At 67.7% G+C, this 20,703-nt stretch carries 24 protein-coding genes; 9 read left to right on the top strand and 15 right to left on the bottom strand.

Annotation, left to right across the window (positions count from 1 at the left end; translation table 11 throughout):
• Window positions 1–230 precede the first annotated feature (230 nt).
• From ABLE43_RS10365 to trmB, 11 genes are all read right to left on the bottom strand, one after another.
• Entirely contained in the window at window positions 231–695 is a 465-nt protein-coding gene (locus ABLE43_RS10365; RefSeq protein ID WP_348978426.1) for a hypothetical protein, read from the bottom strand.
• Complete coding sequence (locus ABLE43_RS10370; protein ID WP_348978427.1) at window positions 688–2,259, bottom strand: DUF3987 domain-containing protein; 1,572 nt, start codon at window positions 2,257–2,259, stop codon at window positions 688–690. The genes ABLE43_RS10365 and ABLE43_RS10370 overlap by 8 nt, the downstream gene beginning before the upstream one ends.
• Window positions 2,256–3,266 (bottom strand): DUF7146 domain-containing protein, encoded by a 1,011-nt coding sequence (locus tag ABLE43_RS10375; RefSeq protein WP_348978428.1) that lies wholly within the window; start codon window positions 3,264–3,266, stop codon window positions 2,256–2,258. Before ABLE43_RS10375 ends, ABLE43_RS10370 begins: the two co-directional genes overlap by 4 nt.
• A complete protein-coding gene (locus ABLE43_RS10380) occupies window positions 3,263–3,781 on the bottom strand; it encodes a hypothetical protein (RefSeq protein ID WP_348978429.1) in 519 nt (172 codons plus the stop codon). The genes ABLE43_RS10375 and ABLE43_RS10380 overlap by 4 nt, the downstream gene beginning before the upstream one ends.
• The gene (locus ABLE43_RS10385) at window positions 3,778–4,008 is read right to left on the bottom strand and encodes a hypothetical protein (RefSeq protein ID WP_348978430.1); all 231 of its coding nucleotides are present in this window, start codon (window positions 4,006–4,008) and stop codon (window positions 3,778–3,780) included. The genes ABLE43_RS10380 and ABLE43_RS10385 overlap by 4 nt, the downstream gene beginning before the upstream one ends.
• Window positions 4,005–4,454, bottom strand: coding sequence for a hypothetical protein (locus ABLE43_RS10390; RefSeq protein ID WP_348978431.1), 450 nt, complete (start codon window positions 4,452–4,454; stop codon window positions 4,005–4,007). Before ABLE43_RS10390 ends, ABLE43_RS10385 begins: the two co-directional genes overlap by 4 nt.
• Window positions 4,451–4,642, bottom strand: a complete 192-nt coding sequence (locus ABLE43_RS10395; RefSeq protein ID WP_348978432.1) for a hypothetical protein — start codon at window positions 4,640–4,642, stop codon at window positions 4,451–4,453. The genes ABLE43_RS10390 and ABLE43_RS10395 overlap by 4 nt, the downstream gene beginning before the upstream one ends.
• A 206-nt stretch (window positions 4,643–4,848) precedes the next feature.
• On the bottom strand, window positions 4,849–5,043 hold the full coding sequence (locus ABLE43_RS10400) for a helix-turn-helix transcriptional regulator (RefSeq protein ID WP_348978433.1): 195 nt from the start codon (window positions 5,041–5,043) through the stop codon (window positions 4,849–4,851).
• A 112-nt stretch (window positions 5,044–5,155) separates the two neighbouring features.
• Complete coding sequence (locus tag ABLE43_RS10405; protein WP_348978434.1) at window positions 5,156–5,866, bottom strand: hypothetical protein; 711 nt, start codon at window positions 5,864–5,866, stop codon at window positions 5,156–5,158.
• An 88-nt stretch (window positions 5,867–5,954) separates the two neighbouring features.
• On the bottom strand, window positions 5,955–7,199 hold the full coding sequence (locus tag ABLE43_RS10410) for a tyrosine-type recombinase/integrase (RefSeq protein ID WP_348978435.1): 1,245 nt from the start codon (window positions 7,197–7,199) through the stop codon (window positions 5,955–5,957).
• Window positions 7,200–7,321: 122 nt separating this feature from the next.
• Entirely contained in the window at window positions 7,322–8,002 is a 681-nt protein-coding gene (gene trmB, locus ABLE43_RS10415) for a tRNA (guanine(46)-N(7))-methyltransferase TrmB (protein WP_348978436.1), read from the bottom strand.
• 79 nt (window positions 8,003–8,081) lie between these two features.
• Here trmB and ABLE43_RS10420 point away from each other — a divergent pair, with 79 nt between their 5' ends.
• On the top strand, window positions 8,082–8,729 hold the full coding sequence (locus ABLE43_RS10420; protein WP_348978437.1) for a phosphatase PAP2 family protein: 648 nt from the start codon (window positions 8,082–8,084) through the stop codon (window positions 8,727–8,729).
• Window positions 8,730–8,748: 19 nt separating this feature from the next.
• On the opposite strand, the gene ABLE43_RS10425 is transcribed toward ABLE43_RS10420, so the two are convergent.
• From ABLE43_RS10425 to lnt, 4 genes are all read right to left on the bottom strand, one after another.
• Window positions 8,749–9,855 (bottom strand): hypothetical protein, encoded by a 1,107-nt coding sequence (locus ABLE43_RS10425; protein ID WP_348978438.1) that lies wholly within the window; start codon window positions 9,853–9,855, stop codon window positions 8,749–8,751.
• A gap of 220 nt (window positions 9,856–10,075) precedes the next feature.
• On the bottom strand, window positions 10,076–10,873 hold the full coding sequence (locus tag ABLE43_RS10430) for a hypothetical protein (protein ID WP_348978439.1): 798 nt from the start codon (window positions 10,871–10,873) through the stop codon (window positions 10,076–10,078).
• 108 nt (window positions 10,874–10,981) lie between these two features.
• Window positions 10,982–12,193, bottom strand: coding sequence for a methionine adenosyltransferase (gene metK, locus ABLE43_RS10435; RefSeq protein ID WP_348978440.1), 1,212 nt, complete (start codon window positions 12,191–12,193; stop codon window positions 10,982–10,984).
• A 74-nt stretch (window positions 12,194–12,267) separates the two neighbouring features.
• Window positions 12,268–13,785 carry an apolipoprotein N-acyltransferase gene (lnt, locus tag ABLE43_RS10440; RefSeq protein ID WP_348978441.1) on the bottom strand — a complete coding sequence of 506 codons (1,518 nt, stop codon included), beginning with the start codon at window positions 13,783–13,785 and terminating at the stop codon, window positions 12,268–12,270.
• 173 nt (window positions 13,786–13,958) lie between these two features.
• Between lnt and ABLE43_RS10445 the strand changes: the two genes are divergently transcribed.
• From ABLE43_RS10445 to ABLE43_RS10480, 8 genes are all read left to right on the top strand, one after another.
• A complete protein-coding gene (locus ABLE43_RS10445) occupies window positions 13,959–14,291 on the top strand; it encodes an SMR family transporter (RefSeq protein WP_348978442.1) in 333 nt (110 codons plus the stop codon).
• 109 nt (window positions 14,292–14,400) lie between these two features.
• Window positions 14,401–15,465, top strand: a complete 1,065-nt coding sequence (locus ABLE43_RS10450; RefSeq protein ID WP_348978443.1) for an NAD(P)-dependent alcohol dehydrogenase — start codon at window positions 14,401–14,403, stop codon at window positions 15,463–15,465.
• A gap of 355 nt (window positions 15,466–15,820) precedes the next feature.
• A complete protein-coding gene (locus ABLE43_RS10455; RefSeq protein ID WP_348978444.1) occupies window positions 15,821–16,822 on the top strand; it encodes a PhoH family protein in 1,002 nt (333 codons plus the stop codon).
• Window positions 16,823–16,873: 51 nt separating this feature from the next.
• Window positions 16,874–17,125: a type II toxin-antitoxin system VapB family antitoxin gene (locus tag ABLE43_RS10460; RefSeq protein ID WP_348978445.1), complete on the top strand. Its 252-nt coding sequence runs from the start codon at window positions 16,874–16,876 to the stop codon at window positions 17,123–17,125.
• Complete coding sequence (locus ABLE43_RS10465; protein WP_348978446.1) at window positions 17,122–17,517, top strand: type II toxin-antitoxin system VapC family toxin; 396 nt, start codon at window positions 17,122–17,124, stop codon at window positions 17,515–17,517. The genes ABLE43_RS10460 and ABLE43_RS10465 overlap by 4 nt, the downstream gene beginning before the upstream one ends.
• Entirely contained in the window at window positions 17,514–18,026 is a 513-nt protein-coding gene (gene ybeY / locus ABLE43_RS10470) for an rRNA maturation RNase YbeY (RefSeq protein WP_348978447.1), read from the top strand. The genes ABLE43_RS10465 and ybeY overlap by 4 nt, the downstream gene beginning before the upstream one ends.
• 10 nt (window positions 18,027–18,036) lie before the next feature.
• Entirely contained in the window at window positions 18,037–18,945 is a 909-nt protein-coding gene (locus ABLE43_RS10475; RefSeq protein ID WP_348978448.1) for a hemolysin family protein, read from the top strand.
• A gap of 386 nt (window positions 18,946–19,331) precedes the next feature.
• Window positions 19,332–20,666, top strand: coding sequence for a PQQ-dependent sugar dehydrogenase (locus ABLE43_RS10480; protein WP_348978449.1), 1,335 nt, complete (start codon window positions 19,332–19,334; stop codon window positions 20,664–20,666).
• Window positions 20,667–20,703: the final 37 nt, after the last annotated feature.

Consider the following 20,703-nt stretch of genomic DNA (forward strand, 5'->3'; position numbering starts at 1 on the left):
CGAGCGCTCGTACGACCAGTCTCAGAACCGAAAACTTCCCGCACCGCCCGCGCCCTCGTCAAAGACGATAAGCATCCCGGCTACGGCCAAACGGGCAAGGCGGCCCTCAGGCCACGCTTACGGTATATAGATAGATAGAGGACTTATTTCGGTTACGCCCCGCGCGCGGGAGGCGCGAGAGAGACAAACGCCGCTGTGACAATAGGGACAATAGGTGACGATAGGCTGTGTCATCGCCCGAATTGCCACAGCAAGCCGGGATCGGCGCAGGCATCCCGACCATGCCCCCAGCCGCCACGCTCGAAACACGCCATGCCGCTGCGATCCCGAACCATGGCCCTGTCCGCGTTCATCACCACGACTTCACGCCCGTCGAGCCACACCGCCAATCCGGCGAAGTCGAGGCTATCGCGGCGACCGATCCCGAACACGTCATGGGCAGACCATCCCAGCGCCAGCGCCTTGCCCGCCCATCCGTCGAGGGCGAGCGTATGAGCATCGTCCACCACACGCGCCCATGCCGTCGTATCGCCCCGGAAACGGCCCGTGGGAACGCGGCGCAGGCTTTCCAGCCCTTCGGCTATGTCGGACGGTAGATCGCTGTATCGGCGCGGCTGGCGCGGCGGTGAAGCCGGTACAGGACCGGCCCCTTGCGGTTCCAGCAGCGATGCCGCGACCTCGCGCCAGCTAGGCATTGCCAGCACCATGGACGACCGGGTTCACAAGGAACTCCTTCTTGGCACGTCCGATCGTGCCACCCGATCGCGATGGGGCGGGCCGCAGCCAGTCCGCCTCAGTCAGCAACTCGATTGCCGCGTCCACGTCCGCTGCCTTGTCCGCCTTGGACAGTCGGCCCGACCGCAACAGGTCGCGCGCGTTGATCCGATCCCATCCCTCGCGAACGATCAGCTTGGCCAACTGCGCGGCATTGCGCTGATCGATCGGCAACGCAGCATCGCCGAACACGCGAAGCGCGGATGGCTTGGCGTAGCTGTCCACGAACTCCAGCACGGCAACCAGCGTCGTCGCCTCGATACGATCCGGCTCCCGCCCGCCGCGTTTGGCCCAAGCGAGCATTTCAGCGACCAGCGCGAGGCGCAGCACCATACCGCGCAGCTTGCCGAGAAACCCCTTATACAGCCCCGCCGTGTCGCTGCTCGCATCGTCGTTGTCGCGTATCCACGCTTCAAAGATCGTACCCGCTTCCGGCGACAGCATCAGCACATCGGGAACGATCGCGCCGCCTTCCTCAGTCCGCGCGCTCAAACCGGCAAGGGTCCGATAGATCGTATCGAGCAACCCCATATCAGCGATGTTGCGCGGGCGCTGATACCGACGCGGTTCCGGCCATGCCCACAGGAAGCGGGCGACCAAGCCGTCGTCCGCAGTCGCCAGAAGGCAATCGGACAGCTTTTCCGGCTGGATGCCGCCTAGCACCGTAACCCCGTTGAAGGGTACGGATACCGCGCCCGCCCTATTGCTCTTGCGATCAACCGTGAAGTGCCGCCCGCCATAAGCCTCTAGCCAGAACTCCCGGCCTCCCGGCGAATACCGCTCGAAACTCATCAGCCACCCGGCCAGCTCGTCGCGAAGGTGCAAAACCCCGTTCGGGTTACCCGACAGTATCTCGATTACCGCCTCCGGGGTGCCGTCCTGTACCATCAAACGCGGACGGTGCGGCGGCTCCGGTTCGTCTGCCGCTTCGGGCATGGGCGGCGTTGCCTCCCCGGCCTTCGTGGCCTCCTTCACCTGCGCCTGCCACTGCGCCCGTTCGGCCTTCGCGCGCTCGGCAGTCGTCTGCCAATAGATCACCTGTTGCTTATGTTCTTCGGCGCGGTCCTTCTCGATACCGCGCAGCGGTCCCGTTGCCGCATCGATCGCAGGCGACTTGTTCGAGGAAGGGTCGCCAACCGGCGCGACCCACAACACGCAAGGCTCCTGCCACTGTGGCGCAGACTCGAACGGCTGCACCCGTCGCTTCGCCCCGATCAACGAGGCGGCGGCGGCGATCACGCCAAGGGCAACATAATCGACCGGCGCGCCTGCACCTTCGGCCAGGTCGGAAACCAGCGGCCACAGATCGCCGAACAGAGTGGTCGGCATCGTCGGCGCGGGGAACCGCTTTTCCGATACCATCGACATATCCGGCTGGGGCCATTCCGCGTCTGTAGCCCGGCTGGGGTAGCGATCGGTGAACGGCGGTGCCTCGAAAGGCGGCGTGTCCCTGAACCGGGCTTCCATATCAGCGGCGGCGCTCATGCGGCCACCCCGCTACGCCGCGCCTGCAACCACTCGTTCCAGTCCTTGTGCGGTTGGGGCGGCGGCGTGATGCGGACCGACAGCCCGCGTTCGACATAGGCAGTCGCGGCCTTCTCAGCGGCAACCCGGCCCGGCTGGTCGCCGTCCGCGCCGATCACCACCGCGCGCACGTCGTCGGGGAACAGCATGTGCGGGAGCATGGACGTTCCAGCCGCGACCCACACCGACCTGCCAAGCGCCTGCGCGATGGTTGCGCCGTCCTCGAACCCTTCGGTCACGACGATGCTGCCCGACGCTGGCCCCAGCCGGATCGCACCGCCACGGACGTTCCCCAGACTGTATTTCACCTTGGGCTTGCGGTCCTGTTCGGTGGGGATCACCGCTGCCTTGCGACCGTCCTCCGTGAGATAGGTCCGCTGCAACGCCGGATGCGTGCCCTCCGGCCCTGTCACCAGCGCCAGCATGACCGGCAGGGGTTTGGGACCATTCGCCGCCAGCAGGCCGTTCCCTTCGATCGTGGGCGGCGCCAGCCGCGCGAACCGCAGGCAGTCGGGAAAGGCCATGTCGATACCGCGACTGCGCAGGTAGCGTTCGGCAGGGGTGCCCGCGATCGAAACCGCATCGCCCCAAATACGGGCCACCAGCCGCGACAGGTCTTTGCGGGGCCGCTCGGTAGTGGCTGGGGCTTCGATCGCCCCCAGCGCGCCGCTGTCGAGCATACGGACGGCATCGACCAGCCCGACTCGGTAAGCGCGCTGCATGAAGTCCAACACGTCGCCCTCAGCGCCACAGCCAAAGCACATAAACCGGCGGTCCCCGCTGTAGATCGTGAACGAGGGCGTCCGATCGGCATGAAACGGGCAGCAGGCTTTCCACTCGTTCCCGGCCCGGTGCAGCTTCACGCCTGCGCGATCGGCGACAGCGGACAGGGAATAATCGGCGCGCATCCGATCAATTGCGGTGCGCAGTTCAGGCGGCAACGTCGTGCCGCTCGGATAGCGGGTCATTGCCTTTCCCCTTCAATTTCGGCGAGCGCGGAATGGCACACAGCGACTTCGCAGCCGCCGCCGTATCGGGCGCTATTCAACTGATGGGCCATGGCGACAGCGTGGGCGGCTTGGTCGAACGGGCCAAGGATCTCGCCCCAGCTATTGCCGCCGCTACTCTCGTGGCAGACCGTGAACCCGCCATGCTCGCGCATGACATGGATCGTGCCGTCGAGGATCGCGGCTAGGGTTTGTTTCGGGCGCTGGCCGGTCCGCTCCCACTGGCAACGCTCGCGACGATCCATGACGCGCGGTTGCGAGCCACACGGCTGGATCAACACCGGCAGGCCGTCGCGGGCGTGCCAGTCCCGAGCGCGGGACATAGCCCCGACCAGATCAAGCGCCGTGTCGGGCTTGCGGCGGGGATCGTTCCTCGCGACCAGCGAGCCGTGCAGGACGGGTGCCCAGCCGCCAGCAGGGAGTTCACGCAGGACGATGGCGCGGGCGGGCCAAGCCGCAGGTTTCTGCGCGCTCATGCTTCGATCACCGCGACGTTAAGGCCCGTTTTCAAGGCAACGCGGCGCAGAAACTCGTTCCGTGCCAGCCGGTAGGCGGGGAGGCACTGGCGACCGCGACGCGGACCGGGAACCCGGGGAAGCCACTCCACGTCCAGTCGCCCGCCCTCCATGCGGAACACGACGGCGAAGCCCTTGCCCACCGGCATCTTCTCGCTTGTCATGCGCAGATCGGTTGCCGGGATCATGCCGCACCGCCTTTCGCGTCCGGATGGGGAGCGACATGGGCGCTACCGGGTACCTCGAACCCGTCGTCCGTCGTCCGCTCCCATTCGGCGCGGCGGGCGTTACGCAGTCGCTGTTCCTCCATGGCACGAATCCCCCCGGCCTGCGCTTCCATCCGGTCAAGAACGGTCGCTCGCCAGACGATCGCCCGCGCGCCGGACTCGTTGAACCGGCGTTCGCCGGTGTCCCGGATCATGCCCAGCTTAAGTAGTTCGGTGTGGCGTGGTTGAAGCGAGTAGCGGGGCATGTCCGCAATCGCGCAGACTTCCTCCACCGTCAGGCCCTTGGGATGCTCGAACAGGATGCCGTGCACGATAGCGCGCAGACGGCTCGACATTGGCGCGGCCATCTCGGCAGCTTCACGGCTGGTCTCTACGCCGCGATGGTTGTTTTCGGTCGGATAGGTCACAGGTCGCCTCCATCGGCGAGAGGAGGCAGGCCCGCACGTTCCAGCAGGGTCGCAAACCATGCGGCTTGCTTCTCCGTCAGCGGCGTAGGGTCCACCACCAATTGTCCAAGGAACGACCCGGCCTTGCGGCTCAGGGGCGGGTTGTTGGCGCTCAGCAGCGCCAGTGCGACTTTTGCTACAGGCGTCATTGCAGCGCCCCCCATGCGAGAGAGGCCACCAGATCGGCGCGCACATCCGACAGGCCGAACGGCGCAAGCCGTTGCCTGCGAAGGGCCGTGATGTTATCTGAGGTGCCGCTGTTGCAAGCAATGTTCTGAGGGGGTCGTGCGGTGCCAGCCGCGCGGCCCTTTCGCTTAACGGGCTGCGTTACCCGCGACGTTGCAAGGCCCATGGATCACGCCACCTGCTCGGAAGTCGAGCCGACGCGGCGAGTAGCCTTCCAAGCCTCAATGTCGGCTGGGTCGTAAGCGATGCGAGCGCCAGCGCGGATGAACTTCGGGCCGACGCCCTGAACCCGCCAGTTGGCCAGCGTGCCCGGCGAAACACCGACACGCGGTGCAGCTTGGCTAGTGGTGAGAAGGTTTTCCATTGTGTTCATCCACACCGGCCCATGATTGGGCGTGGTGTGGAATGAACATCGTTGCCGGAAAATTCGCCGTCTAATCCCCCGAAATTCCCCGAAATAATCGGCTGCGAATTATCTATTTGCCCTTCTTTCCCCGTCCTACTTTCCGAGGCTCTAGGCCGAGTTCGTTCCGGGCCTCCACGTCAAAAGCAACCAGTGTCGAACGACCCGGCACCTCATTGTCGGGAAACGCACCCGAAACTTCCTTGAGGATTCTCGTCTGCGACCATCCGTCCGCGTTGCGAGCGGTGATCCACTTCCGCAGTCGCTCCTGACTTGCTGGCCGGGGGGCAATGCTATTGGGCGTTTCGACCGCCTCCTGCCCTGCGTCCCGCTCGCTTTGCTGATCGTCCTGCACCGCCTTGTAGCGGGCATACGCTGCGTCCCATGTGTCAGCGAGCCTATCAACGTCCGCCTGCCATACAACGACCGCTGCGCCGTTCAGATGATCGGGCACCCAATCAACCTTTGCGATCGGGAGCAGGGCGGACGGCGGCGACCACTTGATGTGGTTCGACAACAACCACCAATCGCCCCAATACTCGGATGGGATGCGATACCATGACCCGGTATCGTCCGCCTGGGCGAAGCTGTGCAAATCGTTGGTGGCAAGGTTCAGGCAGACGCCCTCCCAAATCCGCTGCGCCATCTCGACGGCTTTGTCTGTTGGCGTCCACAGGCGGAAGTCCGCCCCATAGACGCGCTTGAGAAGCACGCCGACCGCCTCGTCTAGCGTGACTGGATAGCCCGCCAACCGTTCCGGCACATGCAGGAACACATCGCCCATTCCGCCCTCCGTAGGCGTCCGCTGATATGAAGGGGCGGCAGATCGGGCGGAAACCGATCGTTCGGGAGCTAACCTAGCCGCCCCAGCATCACGCCCGCCTTGCGGCGAGCGGGACGACGTTTGTCTCATCACCGACGCCCGACAGGCAAGCGACAACGTGCCGCCCCCATGCGTCGAGGGCGTCGCGCTTCTCCTGTTTCCAGTCGTGCCGCTGATAGACGCCCGCCACACCGGCACGCGATCCGCCGACGTGATTTAGGACAGCCTCCGTCACCTCGAACCGAACCCCCAGCCGTTGCAGGCCAGTGGCAAGGGTCCGTCGCAGGTCGTGCAGCCGCCAAGCGGGCAGGGGATCGCCGCCGTCAGCCGCAACCGTCGCATCCAGCTTGTCCTTACCCTTGGAATAGGCGGTGAAGGCTTCACCGCTGGCGGTGGCAAAGGTGCGTCCGCGCTTGGGCCACTTGTCGCCCTTCGCCACGGCGTCCAGTTCGGCAATCGCCAGATCGTTGAGCGGGACCGCAGTCGGCTCCCCGTTCTTCGTGCGGGTGCCAGGAATGCGCCACAGGCGATCGGCGCGGTTCAGTTCGGACCAGTCCAGCCCGCCGACTTCCTCCCGCCGCTGGCCGGTCGCGATCAACAGGCGGACGATCGGGCCGAAACAGCGGTGGCAGGCTGGGGTAGCGTTCCAGACGCGCGCCAGCTCATCGTCGGATAGCCACCGATCTCGCGCCCGAACGGCTGGGGGCGTTTCCATACCCTCCATCGGGGAGCGGTCCAGATCGCCGCGCCCGATCGCCCAACGGAACAGGCGGCGCAGCACGGCGAACACATTGCGGCGGTTCGCCTGCTGGTCGGCTGGCATGGCGTCGAACACCGCGACCACATCGGCCTTCGTGATTGCCGGAAGCGCCTTGCTGGCAAGCACCGGCTTAGCGTGGAGCCGCAAGCAGCGCGCCACCAGCCCCCGCCAGCCGTCGCCCTTGCAGGCGGCATGGAAGCGATCGGCGTAGGCAGAGAAGGCAAGGTTGACCGCATCGTCGCGACGCTTCTTGTCGGCCTCGCTGGGATCGGTCCCTTGGGCGATCAGCACCAACAGGCGTTCGGCCTCCGTGCGCGCGCTGGCCGGCGTCCACGGCGACCCATGCGCTCCTATGGTATAGCGCCGCGTCTTGGCCTCGCGCCCGCCCATGCGGTATTGCAGGACGTAGGACAGCGCCCCGGCTGGCGTCATCTTCACGCCGAACCCCTTTAGGTCGTCGTCCCACAGGAACGACACACCGGCCCCCGGCTTGAGAGCGTCCACGCTCCGCTTGTTGACCTTGCCTGTCGCCATGTCCTGCGCCTCCGCTGGCAATCACCTAGCAATCACGCTCGCGTTATCCGTGATTGCTAGGGGTGATGCTAGGTGATGGCGCTACTGAGGTAAAGGGGCGGATGACCGTCAAAAATGGCGGCTTACTGTCGAATATACCTGAAATACCAGACCTCATGCCCCTGCCGCCGCGCCTTGCGTTCGTAGCGGGTTTCGGGCCAGTCGGCGGGGCGCGTCAGGAAATCGGCGGCGGTCCGGGCCTGCCACGCGAAGTCGCGGCGCTGGTCCATCACCATCATCGCCCAGCGGCAATAGGTCGGATCGTCGGTGCCGAGGCGGAATTCGCCGCCGATGCGCAGCTTGCGCGCGATCAGGTCCATCGGCCCGTGGTTCATCATCCGCCGCTTGGCATGGCGTGCCTTGGGCCAGGGATCGGGGTGGAGCAGATACACCCGCTCCAGCGAGGCATCGGGCAGGCGCTCGATTACCTCCAGCGCGTCGCCCATGTGCAGGCGGACGTTGTCGAGCCCGTCGTCGCGGATGTGGTTCAGCGCGCCGACCACGCCGTTGAGGAACGGTTCGCAGCCGATGAAGCCGTGTCCCGGCCGCATCGCTGCCTGTCCGGCCAGATGCTCGCCGGCGCCGAAGCCGATCTCGACCTCGACCGGGCGGCCGTCGCCGAACAGGCGCATCGCGTCGAGCGGGCCGTCGTCGGGCACCGACACGCGCGGCAGCAGTTCCTCGACCAGCGCCGCCTGGCCGATGCGCAGCTTGTGGCCCTGACGCCGGCCATAGAGGCGGCGGATGGTGGTGGGATCGTTCATGGCGCGCGGGATTAGGCCGCGCCTGCGCAAACGGCAACACTTTGCCACGGACCCAAGCGCCCTGCGGCGGGTTCGGGGCATGGGAGAAACGGTCTTGGGCAAGAAGCAGCAGGCGAAGCGGGAAGCCAAACGGGTCATCGACGCCGATATCGCGGCGGGGCAGGCGGTCGCGCGTGATCTTGCCGATCATCCGGTGGTCAAGGTGGCAGGTTGGCTGAGCGAGGTCGCCGACCAGCCGCCGACGGTGACGATCAACCTTGCCACCATCGCGCTTGGGCTGGGCCTGCGCGACCGGCGGCTGGCGCGGACCGGGTTCCGCATGCTGCTGGCGCACGGGATCGCCACCGGAGCGAAGGCAGCGATCAAGCACAATATCGACCGGGCACGCCCCAGGCTGTTCACGTCGCGGCAGGCGCATCGCCCGACGCCCGGCGAGCGGGACGAGGGGCCGCACAATTCCTTTCCTTCGGGCCATACCGCAGGGGCGGTGGCGGTGGCGCGGGCGGTGGCGCGGGAATATCCCGGTGCCGCGCGCCCGGCCTATGCCGCCGCCGCAGGGATCGCCGCGATCCAGATTCCGCGCGGTACCCATTTCCCGATCGATGTCGCAGTCGGCGCGGTCATCGGCTGGGCGGCGGAGGCACTGGCGGCGCGGCTGATCGATGCCGCCACGGACCCGAAGGTTGCGAAGGTTGCGCACAACGCCCTGCCGCACGGGGTCTCGTGAAGCACTTCTGCGATGCAAATCAGGGAGTTGGCGACGGTTTCTCGTTATCGTCCTTAAGAAACGCCGGGTTGATGTCGATCTGCGTCTTCCTGCCCCAGGTGCTGGCGCTGGACATCGCCGGGCCGCGCAGGAGGTCGACGAGCTGGTCCGGGCGGGGCAGGGCGGTCATCGGCGGAAAGTTGATGACCTTGTTCAGTTCGTAGAGCGCGACGTTCCACTGGCGAACCGTCTTGCCCTCGCTCTTGCCGACTGCTTCGCCGATGCCGTCGGGTGCGACGCCGATCCCGCGCCCCGCATCGCTCAATGCCAGCAGATAGGCGTCGGTCGCGCCGTTCGCGCGGTAGAGGCCGCCGACCGGGGCGGGGACGGGATCGCGGCACCAGGTGACGGCCCCGGCCTTGGCGCGCTCCTGCATCGCGGCGGTGGCGACCACGCCGCTGGTGATCGCCGCCATGCCCAGCGCCTTGGCGTCGCGCACCGGTTCGGCCATCGTCGGGAACGACAGCGGCGTCGCGCAATCGGCGACCGGGGCGGTTGCGGGCGCGGCGGCGATCCGCTTCGGCCACGTCAGTGCCGCCAGCACGGCGGGCAGCCGTGCGGCCAGCGCCGCACCGTCATGGATCGCCGAGCTGTAGCGGACCTTCACATACCATTCGCCGATCGGCACGAACGCGAGGGCGGTTCCGCGATAGGGCGGCTTGCTGATCGACCATGCGCCCATCAGGCCGCTGGCGCTCGACTGGCCGGGCGGCGTGAAGGCGGCGGGCGCGACGGCGGCGGTGATGGTGCCGTACTCCGCGCTGCGCTGCTCGATCGCGAAGCGGGCGCGATCGAACCAGACGGGCACACCGCCGCTGACGTTGCGGAAGACATAGACGGTCAGCAACTCGTTCTCGCGCGAATAGCCCGCCGACAGGTCGAGTTCGTTCTCGCCATAGGATTTGACCACGGTGCGCGGCAGGCCGTCGAGCATGGCGGGCGCGACCATCCCGCTGTGGCGGAAGCGATAGGGTTTGGACGGCGCGGCGGCGACCACCTCCGGCCCGGTCTGTGCCGTAGCGACCGATCCCGCCAGCATCATGCCGAGCGCCGCATGGATCGCCGTTGCCCGTAATGTCCTTCGCATGCCATTCCCCCTTGCTCGATGCCCCGCCGCCAGCGGGGGGCTGTATTCGGCCAGATCGACACCCGGCGCGCCGACCCCGTACCCCCAATTCGTCACTCCCGCGCAGGCGGGAGCCCCTATGCGTCGACGTACCGAATCGATCGCAGGCCGTCGCGGTTATGGATTCCCGCCTGCGCGGGAATGACGAAATCGATCGTTTGCCGCCGGGTGTCGATCGGTCCTACCGTCCCCCCTTCGCCCGGTTCAGCTCGAACGGCGCGATCGGCCGCCCCGGCTCCACCATGAATCCGCGCTGCGGCGGGCCGGGGACCAGTACCAGCAGCGGCTTGCGATATGCCTCGACCACGAAGACATGCGCCTCGTTCGGCAGCGGCCCGGTGAGCGTCGTGACGACGCCGACCGCGATTGCCTTCGCCTTGCCGTCGGGCGAGAGCGTCATGCAGCCCCTGGAGAAGGCGTGCGGTGCGCCTGCGGTGCCGTCGGCGGCGACCATGACCCGGAAATGGCCGCCGACGGGCAGGTCGTTCGCCTTCGCCTGCGCCGACAGGAAATAGACGGCGGTCGGCCCGTCCGGCGTGGCGGGCGGCACGACGACCGTGTTGAACGCACTGGAACAAGGGCGGACGCCCGCCGCGCCCATCGCTTTCCCCGCCGCGTCGCGTGCGGCGATCAGGCGGAGCCGTTCGGGGGCGAGGACGGCGGCATCGCCCTGCACCAGCGTCGCACCGGTCAGGCTCCCGCGTTCCAGCCGCGCCGAATAGAGCGCGCGCGGCGGCTGCGACCGGTCGTGGAAGACGATAGTGGGCGATTCGACCGGGCCGTCGACGATCCACCCGCCGAGCCGGTCGCGCCAGTCGGTCAGACGCGCCTGCACATCGTCGGTGCCGAGCCATGCCGCGCGGTCATAGGCGGCCATCAGCCGTCCGCGCGCGGCGGTGGCGGCAAGGGTGGCGGCTTCGTCGGCCACCTGCGCGGCGGCGGGAGTCGCCGCGATCGACGCCGCGACCATCAGTGCCATCCGCCGCATCGCTTCGCGCTCCCCCTTGTCGCGCGGCCCCCAATGCAAACGGGAGGTCCGCCGTTGCCGACGAACCTCCCGCAAAAAGGCCATGCTGTCGAGCGGGATTTACGCCGCGAGCGCCGCCTTCAGTTCGTCCACCAGATCGGTCTTTTCCCACGGGAACAGGTCGCCCTCCGGCTTGCGGCCGAAATGGCCATAGGCGGCGGTGGGGCGATAGATCGGCTTGTTGAGGCCGAGGTGGGTGCGGATGCCGCGCGGGGTCAGCCCGCCCAGCTTCTCGATCCCCGCGATCGCGGTTTCGATCGCATCGTCGGCAACGGTGCCGGTGCCGTGGGTGTCGACATAGAGCGACAGCGGCTTCGACACGCCGATGGCATAGGCGAGCTGGATCGTGCAGCGCCTGGCGAGGCCCGCCGCGACGATGTTCTTCGCGAGATAGCGGGTGATGTACGCCGCCGAGCGATCGACCTTGGTCGGGTCCTTGCCGCTGAACGCGCCGCCGCCGTGCGGGGCGGCACCGCCATAGGTGTCGACGATGATCTTGCGGCCGGTCAGGCCCGCATCGCCGTCCGGCCCGCCGATCTCGAACGAACCGGTCGGGTTGATATGATATTCGGTGGCATCCGACAGCAGCTCGGCGGGCAGCACGTCGGCGACGACCGACTTGACGTAGGCGTGCAGCTCGGCCTCGTTCTCGCCCTCGTCATAGCCCGGCGCATGCTGGGTCGAGACGACGATCGCGGTCGCGGCGACCGGCTTGCCGTTCTCGAAACGCAGCGTAACCTGGCTCTTGGCATCGGGTTCGAGGAACGGCGCGGTGCCCGAATGGCGATCCGCCGCCATCTTCGCGAGGATCTTGTGGCTGTAGTCGAGCGTGGCGGGCATCAGGTCCGGCGTCTCGTCGCAGGCGAAGCCGAACATGATCCCCTGATCGCCAGCACCCTCGTCCTTGTTGCCGCTGGCATCGACGCCCTGCGCGATATGCGCCGACTGCGCATGCAGGTTGTTCTCGAAGCGGAAGGTCTGCCAGTGGAAGCCCGACTGTTCATAGCCGATCGCCTTCACGGTCTCGCGGACGGTGCGCTCGATCTCTTGCCTAGCGCCCGCGGCCCATTCGCCGTTCTCGAACACGCCCTTGCAGCGGATTTCCCCGGCGAGGACGACGAGCTGGGTGGTCGTCAGCGTCTCGCAGGCGATGCGCGCCTCGGGGTCCTTGGACAGGAACAGGTCGACGATCGAATCGGAAATCTGGTCCGCGACCTTGTCGGGATGGCCTTCGGATACCGATTCCGAGGTGAAGAGGTAATTGGAACGCATGGACTTCCTCTGGTTAGAGGGAAAGCGCGCGGCCGTTGCCATGCCGCATATAAAGCTTTCCTTATGTCATCGCCCTAGCGCGGGCGACGGCGGATGGCAATCGCGAGGCCGACAAGCAGAACTATCATCGCCAGCGCCGCGAGGTTGCCGATCCGGGCGAAGGGCGTGGGCGCGTGGGGGGCGGGGATCGGCAGCTCGATCGCGCCTTCGCGGTTCGCGGGGATATGCGCCAGCACCCGGCCCGATGCGTCGATGACCGCAGAGATGCCGGTCGGCGTCGCGCGCAGGATCGGCAGGCCTTCTTCGGTCGCGCGCAGCCGCGCCTGCGCCAGATGCTGCGGCGGGCCCCAGGCGCCGAACCATGCGTCGTTCGACGGGTTGAAGAGCAGCGCGGGGCGGTGGGCACGATCGACGACCTGCCCCGAAAAGATGATCTCGTAGCAGATCTGCATGCCGATGGCGCCGAAGCCCGGCACGGAGACGGTGGCGGGTCCGGGGCCGGGGACGAAATCGATGTCGCCCATGACGAGGCGGGAGAGGCCGAGCGGCTGGAGGATCGGGCGCAGCGGCAGATACTCGCCGCCGGGCACCAGATGCGCCTTGTCATACCGACCGGCGATGCGGGTGTCGGGCGTGATCGCGAACACCGAATTGCCTGCCCCCGCGACCTGCCCGTCGCGCCCGAACATCAGCGCGGTGCCACCGACCAGCGCGGCGTCGCGGGGGCCCAGCGTGCTGGCGATGGCGGCGCGGGTCAGCAGCGGCGGACGGTCGTACCAAGCGGGCGGATAGCCGTCCTCGAGGTAGAAATTGACCGTGCCTTCGGGCCAGACGATCAGGCGCGGGGCGCGGTCGGGGCGGCCGGACAGGGCGATCTGCCTGTCGAACAGGCGCGCGTCATAGCCGGGGCTGCGGACGGCCTCCTGCGGGAAATTGGGCTGGACGACGCGGACGCGGGGGGCGTCGTCGGCGACCGGCGGGCGGGTCACGCGGATGTCGCCCGGCACCAGCATCAGCAGCGCGAGGGCAACGATCACCCCGGCCCGCACTTTCGGGCGCGGCAGGAGCAGCGCGGCGCTCGCGACGACGGTCAGGCCGGACAGGGCGTAGGTGCCGGTCCAGGCGGCGAGAGCCCTGAGCGGCGTCGGCACCCAGATCACCGCGATCGGGTTCCACGCATAGCCGGTGAACACGACCGCGCGGAGATATTCGGTCGCGATCCATGCCGCCCCGGCGACAGCCACGAAGGCGATGTCCGGCCGGTCGCCACGCCGTCCGAGCCGCCACGCGAGGCCACCGGCCAGCATCGGATAGCTCGCGAGATACAGCGCCAGCCCGACCACCGCGACATAGCCGAGCGCCGGGGGCATCCGGTCCTGGAAATCGAAGGCGTGCTGGATCCAGTTGTTGCCGACCGTGAAATGCGCGACCCCGAACAGCCACGAGCGCCACAGCGCGGCCCTGAGCGTCGGCGCGCGGTGGACGAGCCACAGCCACAGCGCGAAGGCGGCGAGCGTGACCGGCCACCATTCGAGCGGCGCGAATCCGAGGGCCGAGGTCAGGCCGGCGAGCAGGGCGAGAAGGGCGGGCACGCGGCGGCATATCCGGTTTGCAGGGAGTGGACGCAAGGGGCGTTGACTGCGCACTGACCGTTCGTGTCGAGCGAAGTCGAGACACCGGGCACAGCGATCGCGGCCCGTCCCTCGACTTGGCTCGGGACGGACGGGGTTTCTTCCCGAGCCCGGAACCGGCTACCCCATGGCGCATGTCGCCCTATGCCTGGCTCTCGATCGCGATTCTGGCGGAGGTGGTCGCCACCTCGACGATGCGCGCGACGGACGGGTTCACCCGGCTGTGGCCGTCGGTCGTGACCGTCGTCGGCTATGCGCTCGCCTTCTACTGCCTGTCGCTGGCGCTGCGGACCGTTCCGACCGGCATCGCCTATGCGATCTGGTCCGGCGCGGGCATCGTGCTGGTCGCGGGCATCGCATGGGTGTGGCAGGGGCAGAAGCTGGACGCGGCGGCGGTCCTCGGCATGGCGCTGATCATCGCCGGGGTGGCGGTCATCAACCTGTTCTCGCGCAGCGGCGGGCATTGAGCGCGGCTCGTCCGAAAATTCCATATCGTGATACATTGTATCGGCAACCAAAACGGACGCCCCGCATTGCAGGCGGGAATCTTTCCCCAGCCGATGGAATTCCGCACCCATGACGACCCCCGCCCAGGGCTATGCCGCGCAGGCCGCCGACGCGAAACTCGCGCCCTTTTCGTTCGAGCGGCGCGATCCGCTGCCGACGGACGTCGCGATCGACATCCGCTACTGCGGCGTGTGCCACAGCGACCTGCACACCGCGCGCGGCGAATGGCCGGGCACGCTCTACCCCTGCGTGCCGGGGCATGAGATCGTCGGTACCGTGACGGCGGTCGGAGCCGAGGTGACGAAGTTCGCGGTCGGCGATACGGTCGGCGTCGGCTGCATGGTCGACAGCTGCGGCGAATGCCCGTCGTGCCACGAGGGCGAGGAGCAATATTGCACCGGCACCGGCTTCGTCGGCACCTATAACGGGCCGGACCCGGTGCTGGGCGGGCATACCTTCGGGGGCTATTCGGACCATATCGTGGTCGATCAGGACTTCGTGCTGAAGGTCCGCCACGACGAGGCCGACCTGGCGGCGGTCGCGCCGCTGCTGTGCGCGGGCATCACCACCTATTCGCCGCTCAAGCACTGGAAGGTGGGGCCGGGGCAGAAGGTCGGCATCGTCGGCTTGGGCGGGCTCGGCCATATGGGCGTCAAGATCGCGGCGGCGATGGGCGCGGAGGTGTATGTCTTCTCCACCTCGCCGAACAAGCGCGACGATGCGAAGCGGCTGGGGGCGAAGGACCTGATCGTGTCGAAGGACGCCGACGCGATGGGCGAACACGCGGGCAGCTTCGACTTCATCCTGAACACGGTGGCGGCTTCGCACGATCTCGACCAGTTCCTCGCGCTGCTCAAGCGGGACGGGACGATGACGCTGGTCGGCGTGCCGGAGACGCCGCATCCCTCGCCCTCGGTCGGGAACCTCGTCTTCGGACGGCGGTCGCTGGCGGGATCGCTGATCGGCGGGATCGCCGAGACACAGGAGATGCTCGACTTCTGCTACAACCACGGGCTGACCGCCGATATCGAGACGATCGCGATGGACGAGATCGAGACGGGCTATGACCGGATGCAGAAGAGCGACGTCAAGTACCGGTTCGTGATCGACATGGCGACGTTGAAGCAGGGTTGATCCACGCGAAGGCGCGAGGACGCGACGAAGAAAATGAGGTTCGCGCGGAGGCGCGGAGGCGCGGAGTGGTTGAGCGTGTGGCGATGGCGGCCTGTCCGGCGAAGCCTTTCGCTTGCTGCCATTGCGATGGAGAGCCGCCGGCGCGGCGGGCGCAACCTCTCTGCGCCTCCGCGCCTCTGCGCGAACACTCTTCCTTCTTTCTTCCCCGCGCCTTCGCGCCTTCGCGTGAACCACTATTCGCTTTCCCACAGCGCCCCCATCTGCCAGTCTTGCCGATGATGCAGTCGCGCCATCCCGTCCGATTCCTCCCCCGAACCGGACCCGCGCGCCGTCAGCCCCCAGCCGAAAGGATCGCATGAGCCGCAAGCCCGTTCCTGCCCAAGCCGGGCAGCGCGCCCGCGCCGAGGTGAGTTTCGACAAGCCGCAGCTTCTCCCCCGCCTGTTCGGCGAGTTCGACGCCAATCTGCTGGCGCTGGAGGAGCGGCTGGGCGTGTATATCACCGCGCGCGGCGACCGGGTGGGGATCGAGGGATCGGCCGAGGCGGTGGCGCATGCGCGCGAGGTACTGAACGAACTGCACCGCCGCATCCTGCGCGGCGAGACGGTCGATCCGGGGCTGATCGACGCGGTGATCGCCATGTCGGCGCAGCCTGCGCTCGACGGCATCTTCCGCGCCGAGAGCGGGCAGGGCGCGCCGTCGATCATGATCCGCACGCGCAAGAAGACGATCGTGCCGCGCACCGTCGCGCAGGCGGCGTACATGCGCCAGCTGCTCGACAACGACATCATCTTCGCGCTCGGGCCCGCGGGCACCGGCAAGACCTATATCGCGGTCGCGCAGGCGGTGGCGCAGCTCATCACCGGCAGCGTGCAGCGCCTGATCCTGTCGCGTCCGGCGGTCGAGGCGGGCGAGAAGCTCGGCTTCCTGCCCGGCGACATGAAGGAGAAGGTCGATCCCTATCTGCGCCCGCTGTACGACGCGCTGAACGACTGCCTGCCCGCCGAGCAGGTCGAGCGCCGCATCCTGTCGGGCGAGATCGAGATCGCGCCGATCGCGTTCATGCGCGGACGCACGCTGGCCGACGCCTTCGTCATCCTCGACGAGGCGCAGAACACCACGCCCGCGCAGATGAAGATGTTCCTCACCCGCTTCGGCCAGAACAGCCGGATGGTGGTGTGCGGCGATCCGAACCAGACCGACCTGCCCGGCGGGGTGCAGGCATCGGGCCTCGCCGACGCCACCCGGCGGCTGGAGGGGATCGAGGGGCTGGCCTTTGCCCGATTCGGCGCGGGCGACGTGGTGCGCCACCCGATCGTCGGCCGCATCGTCGAGGCCTATGAGGGGCAGGATGCTTGAACCCCGGTATATCCCGTATTAGCTTGCGGGATATACTATCCGGAGCGGCACATGGCCTCGCTGTACATCAAGGACCCCGAAACCGCCGCGGCGGTGGCCCGCGTCGCCAGGCGGCTGGGCACCAGCAAGACGCAGGTCGTGCGCGATGCCGTGCGCCGGGTCGAGGACGAGTTGGATGGAAAGGCCCGGCGCGGAAACTGGCGCGACTGGATCCGCGACTATCGTGCCAGCAACCCGTTGCCCGAACCGATGGGGCCGCTGATGAGCAAGGCCGATTTCGACGAGATGTGGGGCGACGGATGACGCTGTTCGTCGATGCGTCCGCGCTGATCGCGGTGATCGCGCAGGAACCGGGGCATGACGGGTTCATCGACGCGATCGCGGAAGATGCCGACCCGCTGTGGTCGCCGATGGTGTGTTGGGAAGCGATCGTGTCGCTGCGCAAGGCACCCGGATACGGCCTTGAACGCGCATGGCGCGAGGTAGAGGCCTTTGCGACCGCGCGCCCGTTCCGTCTCGTACCGATCGGCGAGGACGAACGGCGCATCGCGCTCGATGCCTATCACCGCTACGGCAAGGGGCGCCACGAAGCCTCGCTCAACATGGGCGATTGCTTCGCCTATGCCTGTGCCCGTACCAACGACGCCCGCCTGCTCTACAAGGGCGACGATTTCGCAAGGACCGACATCGCATGATCGAGATCGCCGTACAGGCGGAGGCCGACTGGCCCGAAACCACCGACTGGGAGGCGCTGGCGACCCGTGCCGCGACCGCCGCGATCGGGCGCACGCCGCAGGGCGGGTGGCTGAGCGATCCGGCGATCATCGAGATCGCGGTGCGGCTGACCGACGACGACGAGGTGCGGACGCTCAACCGGCAGTATCGTCAGAAGGACAAGCCGACCAACGTGCTGTCCTTTCCGATGATCCAGCCCGATCTGCTGAACACCGTCACCCAGAACAGCGACGACGGCGAGGTGCTGCTGGGCGACATCGTGCTGGCGCATGGCGTGTGCGCGGCGGAAGCGACGGAGCGCGGGATCAGCGTTGCCGATCATGCCACGCACCTGATTGTCCATGGCTGCCTGCATTTGCTAGGGCATGACCATCAAAATGATGCCGAGGCGGAAGCCATGGAGGCGATCGAGCGTTCGACGCTCGCCGAACTCGGCCTGCACGATCCCTATCCCGTCACAGAGGACTGACACGACCATCATGGCCGACGCTTCGACCAGCACCACGCCCGGGGACAGTAGCAACTCGGAAGGGGGCATATGGCGCGGCCTGCGCTCGCTGATCTTCGGAGGCGAATCGAGCGAGACGCTGCGCGAGCGGATCGAGGAGGTGATCGCCGCGCACGAGGAGGAGCATGATGCGCCGGTCAAGGGTGACCTGTCGCCGATCGAGCGCAAGATGCTGCGCAACATCCTGCACTTCGGCGAGCGCGATGCGGGCGACATGGGCGTGCCGCGCGCCGACATCGTCGCGCTGGAGGAGAATACCCCCTTTGCCGAGGTGGTGAAGCTGTTCGCCGAGGCCGGGCACAGCCGCTTGCCGGTGTATCGCGAGAAGCTGGATACCATCGTCGGCATGGTCCATGTGAAGGACGTGTTCGCGATCCTGGCCAAGGGCGAGGAACCGCCGCCGACTGCGATCAGCCTGCTGCGCCAGCCGCTGTACGTGCCCCAGTCGATGGGGACGCTCGACCTGCTGGCGCAGATGCAGGCGAGCCGCACCCACCTGGCGATCGTGCTCGACGAATATTCGGGGACCGACGGGCTCATCACGATCGAGGATCTGGTCGAGGAGATCGTCGGCGCGATCGAGGACGAGCATGACGAGGCGCCGACCGACCTGTTCGTGCCGCTGGACGGCGGTGCGTGGGAGGCCGATGCCCGTGCCGAGCTGGAGGACGCCGCCGAGCTGATCGACCCGCGGCTGGGCGAGGTCGAGGAGGATGTCGAGACGCTGGGCGGCCTCGCCTTCGTGCTCGCCGGAGAGGTGCCGAAGGAAGGGACCTGCCTCGACCACCCCTCGGGCTGGAAGATCGAGATCGTCGCGGCGGATACGCGGCGGGTGCTGCGGCTGCGGCTGCATCCGCCGGTCGCGACCGAAGCGGAATAAGTCCTCCCCGGCACGGGGAGGGGGACCGTTCGCGAGGCGAATGGTGGAGGGGGATCACCACAAACGCAACGGCAGCGTGCGCGGCGAACCCCCTCCACCATGCTGCGCATGGTCCCTCTCCCCGCGAGCGGGGAGGATCGGGTACGCCAGTCCCATCGCCGGAACCGATCACAGACAGCGAAGCTATCCGCTGTTCCGTTCTTCACGCTGCTGGCAGACGGGCTTGCGTCATTACCGGACGCAGAAGGAGCGGGAATCGCACGGCGCCGAAGGACGTGGTGGCGGCGGTATGATCGCCGTTCCCTGACGGGCCGCCGGTCGCATGGCGCGACCGGCGGCATTTTTGCCCCCTTCCCGTGGGAGCCGCCGCGCCCTATTCGTCGGACATGCGCAAACACGTCATCCGCCTGTCGATCCTCGCCGTCGTGCTGCTGGCTGCGCTGGTGTTCTATCTGACCCGGCCAGATCGCGCCGCGTTCAGCGAGCAGGCGGTGACGGGGCGCGTACCGCAACTGTCGCAGGCACGGCCGCAGCGCATCCCGACGGTGCGCGTCGCCGAGCCGATCGGCTGGGCGGAAGGGCAGACGCCGACCGCCGCGCCGGGATTGCAGGTGCAGGCGTTCGCCAGGGGACTCGATCATCCGCGCTGGCTGTACCGCCTGGGCAACGGCGACGTGCTGGTCGCCGAGAGCAACAGCCCGCCGCGCGACGGCGGCGGGATCACCGGCTGGTTCATGCGCCGCTTCATGGACAAGGCGGGGGCGGGCGGCGCCTCGGCCAACCGCATCACCCTGTTGCGCGATGCGGACGGCGACGGCGTGGCCGAGGCGCGCAGCGTGCTGCTGACCGGACTCAACTCGCCCTTCGGCATGGCGGTGCTGGGCGACCGGCTCTATGTCGCCAATACCGATGCGCTGGTGCGCTATCCCTTCCGCGTCGGCCAGACCCGCATCACCGCGCAGCCCGAGACGGTGGTCAAGCTGCCGGGCGGCGGCAACCACTGGGCGCGCAACGTCGTGGCGGCGCCCGACGGCCAGTCGCTGTACGTCAGCGTCGGATCGGCATCGAACATCGCCGAGAACGGCCTCGACGTCGAGAAGAACCGCGCCGCCATCTGGCAGGTCGATCCGGTGGCGAAGACCTACCGCATCTATGCCAGCGGGCTGCGCAACGCCAACGGCATGGCGTTCGAGCCGCGCACGAAGGACTTGTGGGCGGTGGTCAACGAACGCGACATGCTGGGGTCCGACATGCCGCCCGATTATCTGACCAAGGTGGAGTTCGGCGGCAACTATGGCTGGCCGTGGCATTACTGGGGCGGCTATATCGACGATCGGGTGCAGCCGCAGCGGCCCGACCTGCGTGAATATGTCGTGCGGCCGGACTTCGCATTGGGCGCGCATGTCGCGCCGCTCGGCCTTGCCTTCACCGATGCGATGCGGCTGGGCGACCGGTTCGGGTACGGCGCGATGATCGGACTGCACGGATCGTGGAACCGGGTGCCGCCGTCGGGCTACAAGGTCGTGTTCGTGCCGTTTGCGCCCAACGGTTTCCCGCCGTCCAACGCAAAGCCCGTGGATGTGCTGACCGGGTTCCTGACCGCGGACGGCAAGCAGGTCCATGGTCGCCCGGTGGGGGTGATCGCCGACCGCACCGGCGCGATGCTCGTCGCCGACGATGTGGGCAATGTGGTGTGGCGGGTGAGTGCGGGGCGGCGGTAACGGCGCGATCCGTGACGGCATGCCGCTCCGGCCGTTC

It is taken from the genome of Sphingomonas silueang, from assembly GCF_040049155.1.
GTDB lineage: Bacteria > Pseudomonadota > Alphaproteobacteria > Sphingomonadales > Sphingomonadaceae > Sphingomonas > Sphingomonas silueang.

Bases quoted from the DNA above. Each gene is read 5' to 3' on its own strand.
- ABLE43_RS10400 (WP_348978433.1), bottom strand. From the start codon at position 5,043: ATGGAAAACCTTCTCACCACTAGCCAAGCTGCACCGCGTGTCGGTGTT.
- ABLE43_RS10425 (WP_348978438.1), bottom strand. From the start codon at position 9,855: ATGCGAAGGACATTACGGGCAACGGCGATCCATGCGGCGCTCGGCATG.
- ABLE43_RS10480 (WP_348978449.1), top strand. From the start codon at position 19,332: ATGCGCAAACACGTCATCCGCCTGTCGATCCTCGCCGTCGTGCTGCTG.
- ABLE43_RS10430 (WP_348978439.1), bottom strand. From the start codon at position 10,873: ATGGCACTGATGGTCGCGGCGTCGATCGCGGCGACTCCCGCCGCCGCG.
- ybeY (WP_348978447.1), top strand. From the start codon at position 17,514: ATGATCGAGATCGCCGTACAGGCGGAGGCCGACTGGCCCGAAACCACC.
- metK (WP_348978440.1), bottom strand. From the start codon at position 12,193: ATGCGTTCCAATTACCTCTTCACCTCGGAATCGGTATCCGAAGGCCAT.
- ABLE43_RS10380 (WP_348978429.1), bottom strand. From the start codon at position 3,781: ATGAGCGCGCAGAAACCTGCGGCTTGGCCCGCCCGCGCCATCGTCCTG.
- ABLE43_RS10455 (WP_348978444.1), top strand. From the start codon at position 15,821: ATGAGCCGCAAGCCCGTTCCTGCCCAAGCCGGGCAGCGCGCCCGCGCC.
- ABLE43_RS10420 (WP_348978437.1), top strand. From the start codon at position 8,082: ATGGGAGAAACGGTCTTGGGCAAGAAGCAGCAGGCGAAGCGGGAAGCC.
- ABLE43_RS10370 (WP_348978427.1), bottom strand. From the start codon at position 2,259: ATGAGCGCCGCCGCTGATATGGAAGCCCGGTTCAGGGACACGCCGCCT.
- ABLE43_RS10410 (WP_348978435.1), bottom strand. From the start codon at position 7,199: ATGGCGACAGGCAAGGTCAACAAGCGGAGCGTGGACGCTCTCAAGCCG.
- ABLE43_RS10475 (WP_348978448.1), top strand. From the start codon at position 18,037: ATGGCCGACGCTTCGACCAGCACCACGCCCGGGGACAGTAGCAACTCG.
- trmB (WP_348978436.1), bottom strand. From the start codon at position 8,002: ATGAACGATCCCACCACCATCCGCCGCCTCTATGGCCGGCGTCAGGGC.
- ABLE43_RS10445 (WP_348978442.1), top strand. From the start codon at position 13,959: ATGTCGCCCTATGCCTGGCTCTCGATCGCGATTCTGGCGGAGGTGGTC.
- ABLE43_RS10405 (WP_348978434.1), bottom strand. From the start codon at position 5,866: ATGGGCGATGTGTTCCTGCATGTGCCGGAACGGTTGGCGGGCTATCCA.
- ABLE43_RS10450 (WP_348978443.1), top strand. From the start codon at position 14,401: ATGACGACCCCCGCCCAGGGCTATGCCGCGCAGGCCGCCGACGCGAAA.
- ABLE43_RS10395 (WP_348978432.1), bottom strand. From the start codon at position 4,642: ATGACGCCTGTAGCAAAAGTCGCACTGGCGCTGCTGAGCGCCAACAAC.
- ABLE43_RS10385 (WP_348978430.1), bottom strand. From the start codon at position 4,008: ATGATCCCGGCAACCGATCTGCGCATGACAAGCGAGAAGATGCCGGTG.
- ABLE43_RS10365 (WP_348978426.1), bottom strand. From the start codon at position 695: ATGCCTAGCTGGCGCGAGGTCGCGGCATCGCTGCTGGAACCGCAAGGG.
- ABLE43_RS10375 (WP_348978428.1), bottom strand. From the start codon at position 3,266: ATGACCCGCTATCCGAGCGGCACGACGTTGCCGCCTGAACTGCGCACC.
- ABLE43_RS10465 (WP_348978446.1), top strand. From the start codon at position 17,122: ATGACGCTGTTCGTCGATGCGTCCGCGCTGATCGCGGTGATCGCGCAG.
- ABLE43_RS10460 (WP_348978445.1), top strand. From the start codon at position 16,874: ATGGCCTCGCTGTACATCAAGGACCCCGAAACCGCCGCGGCGGTGGCC.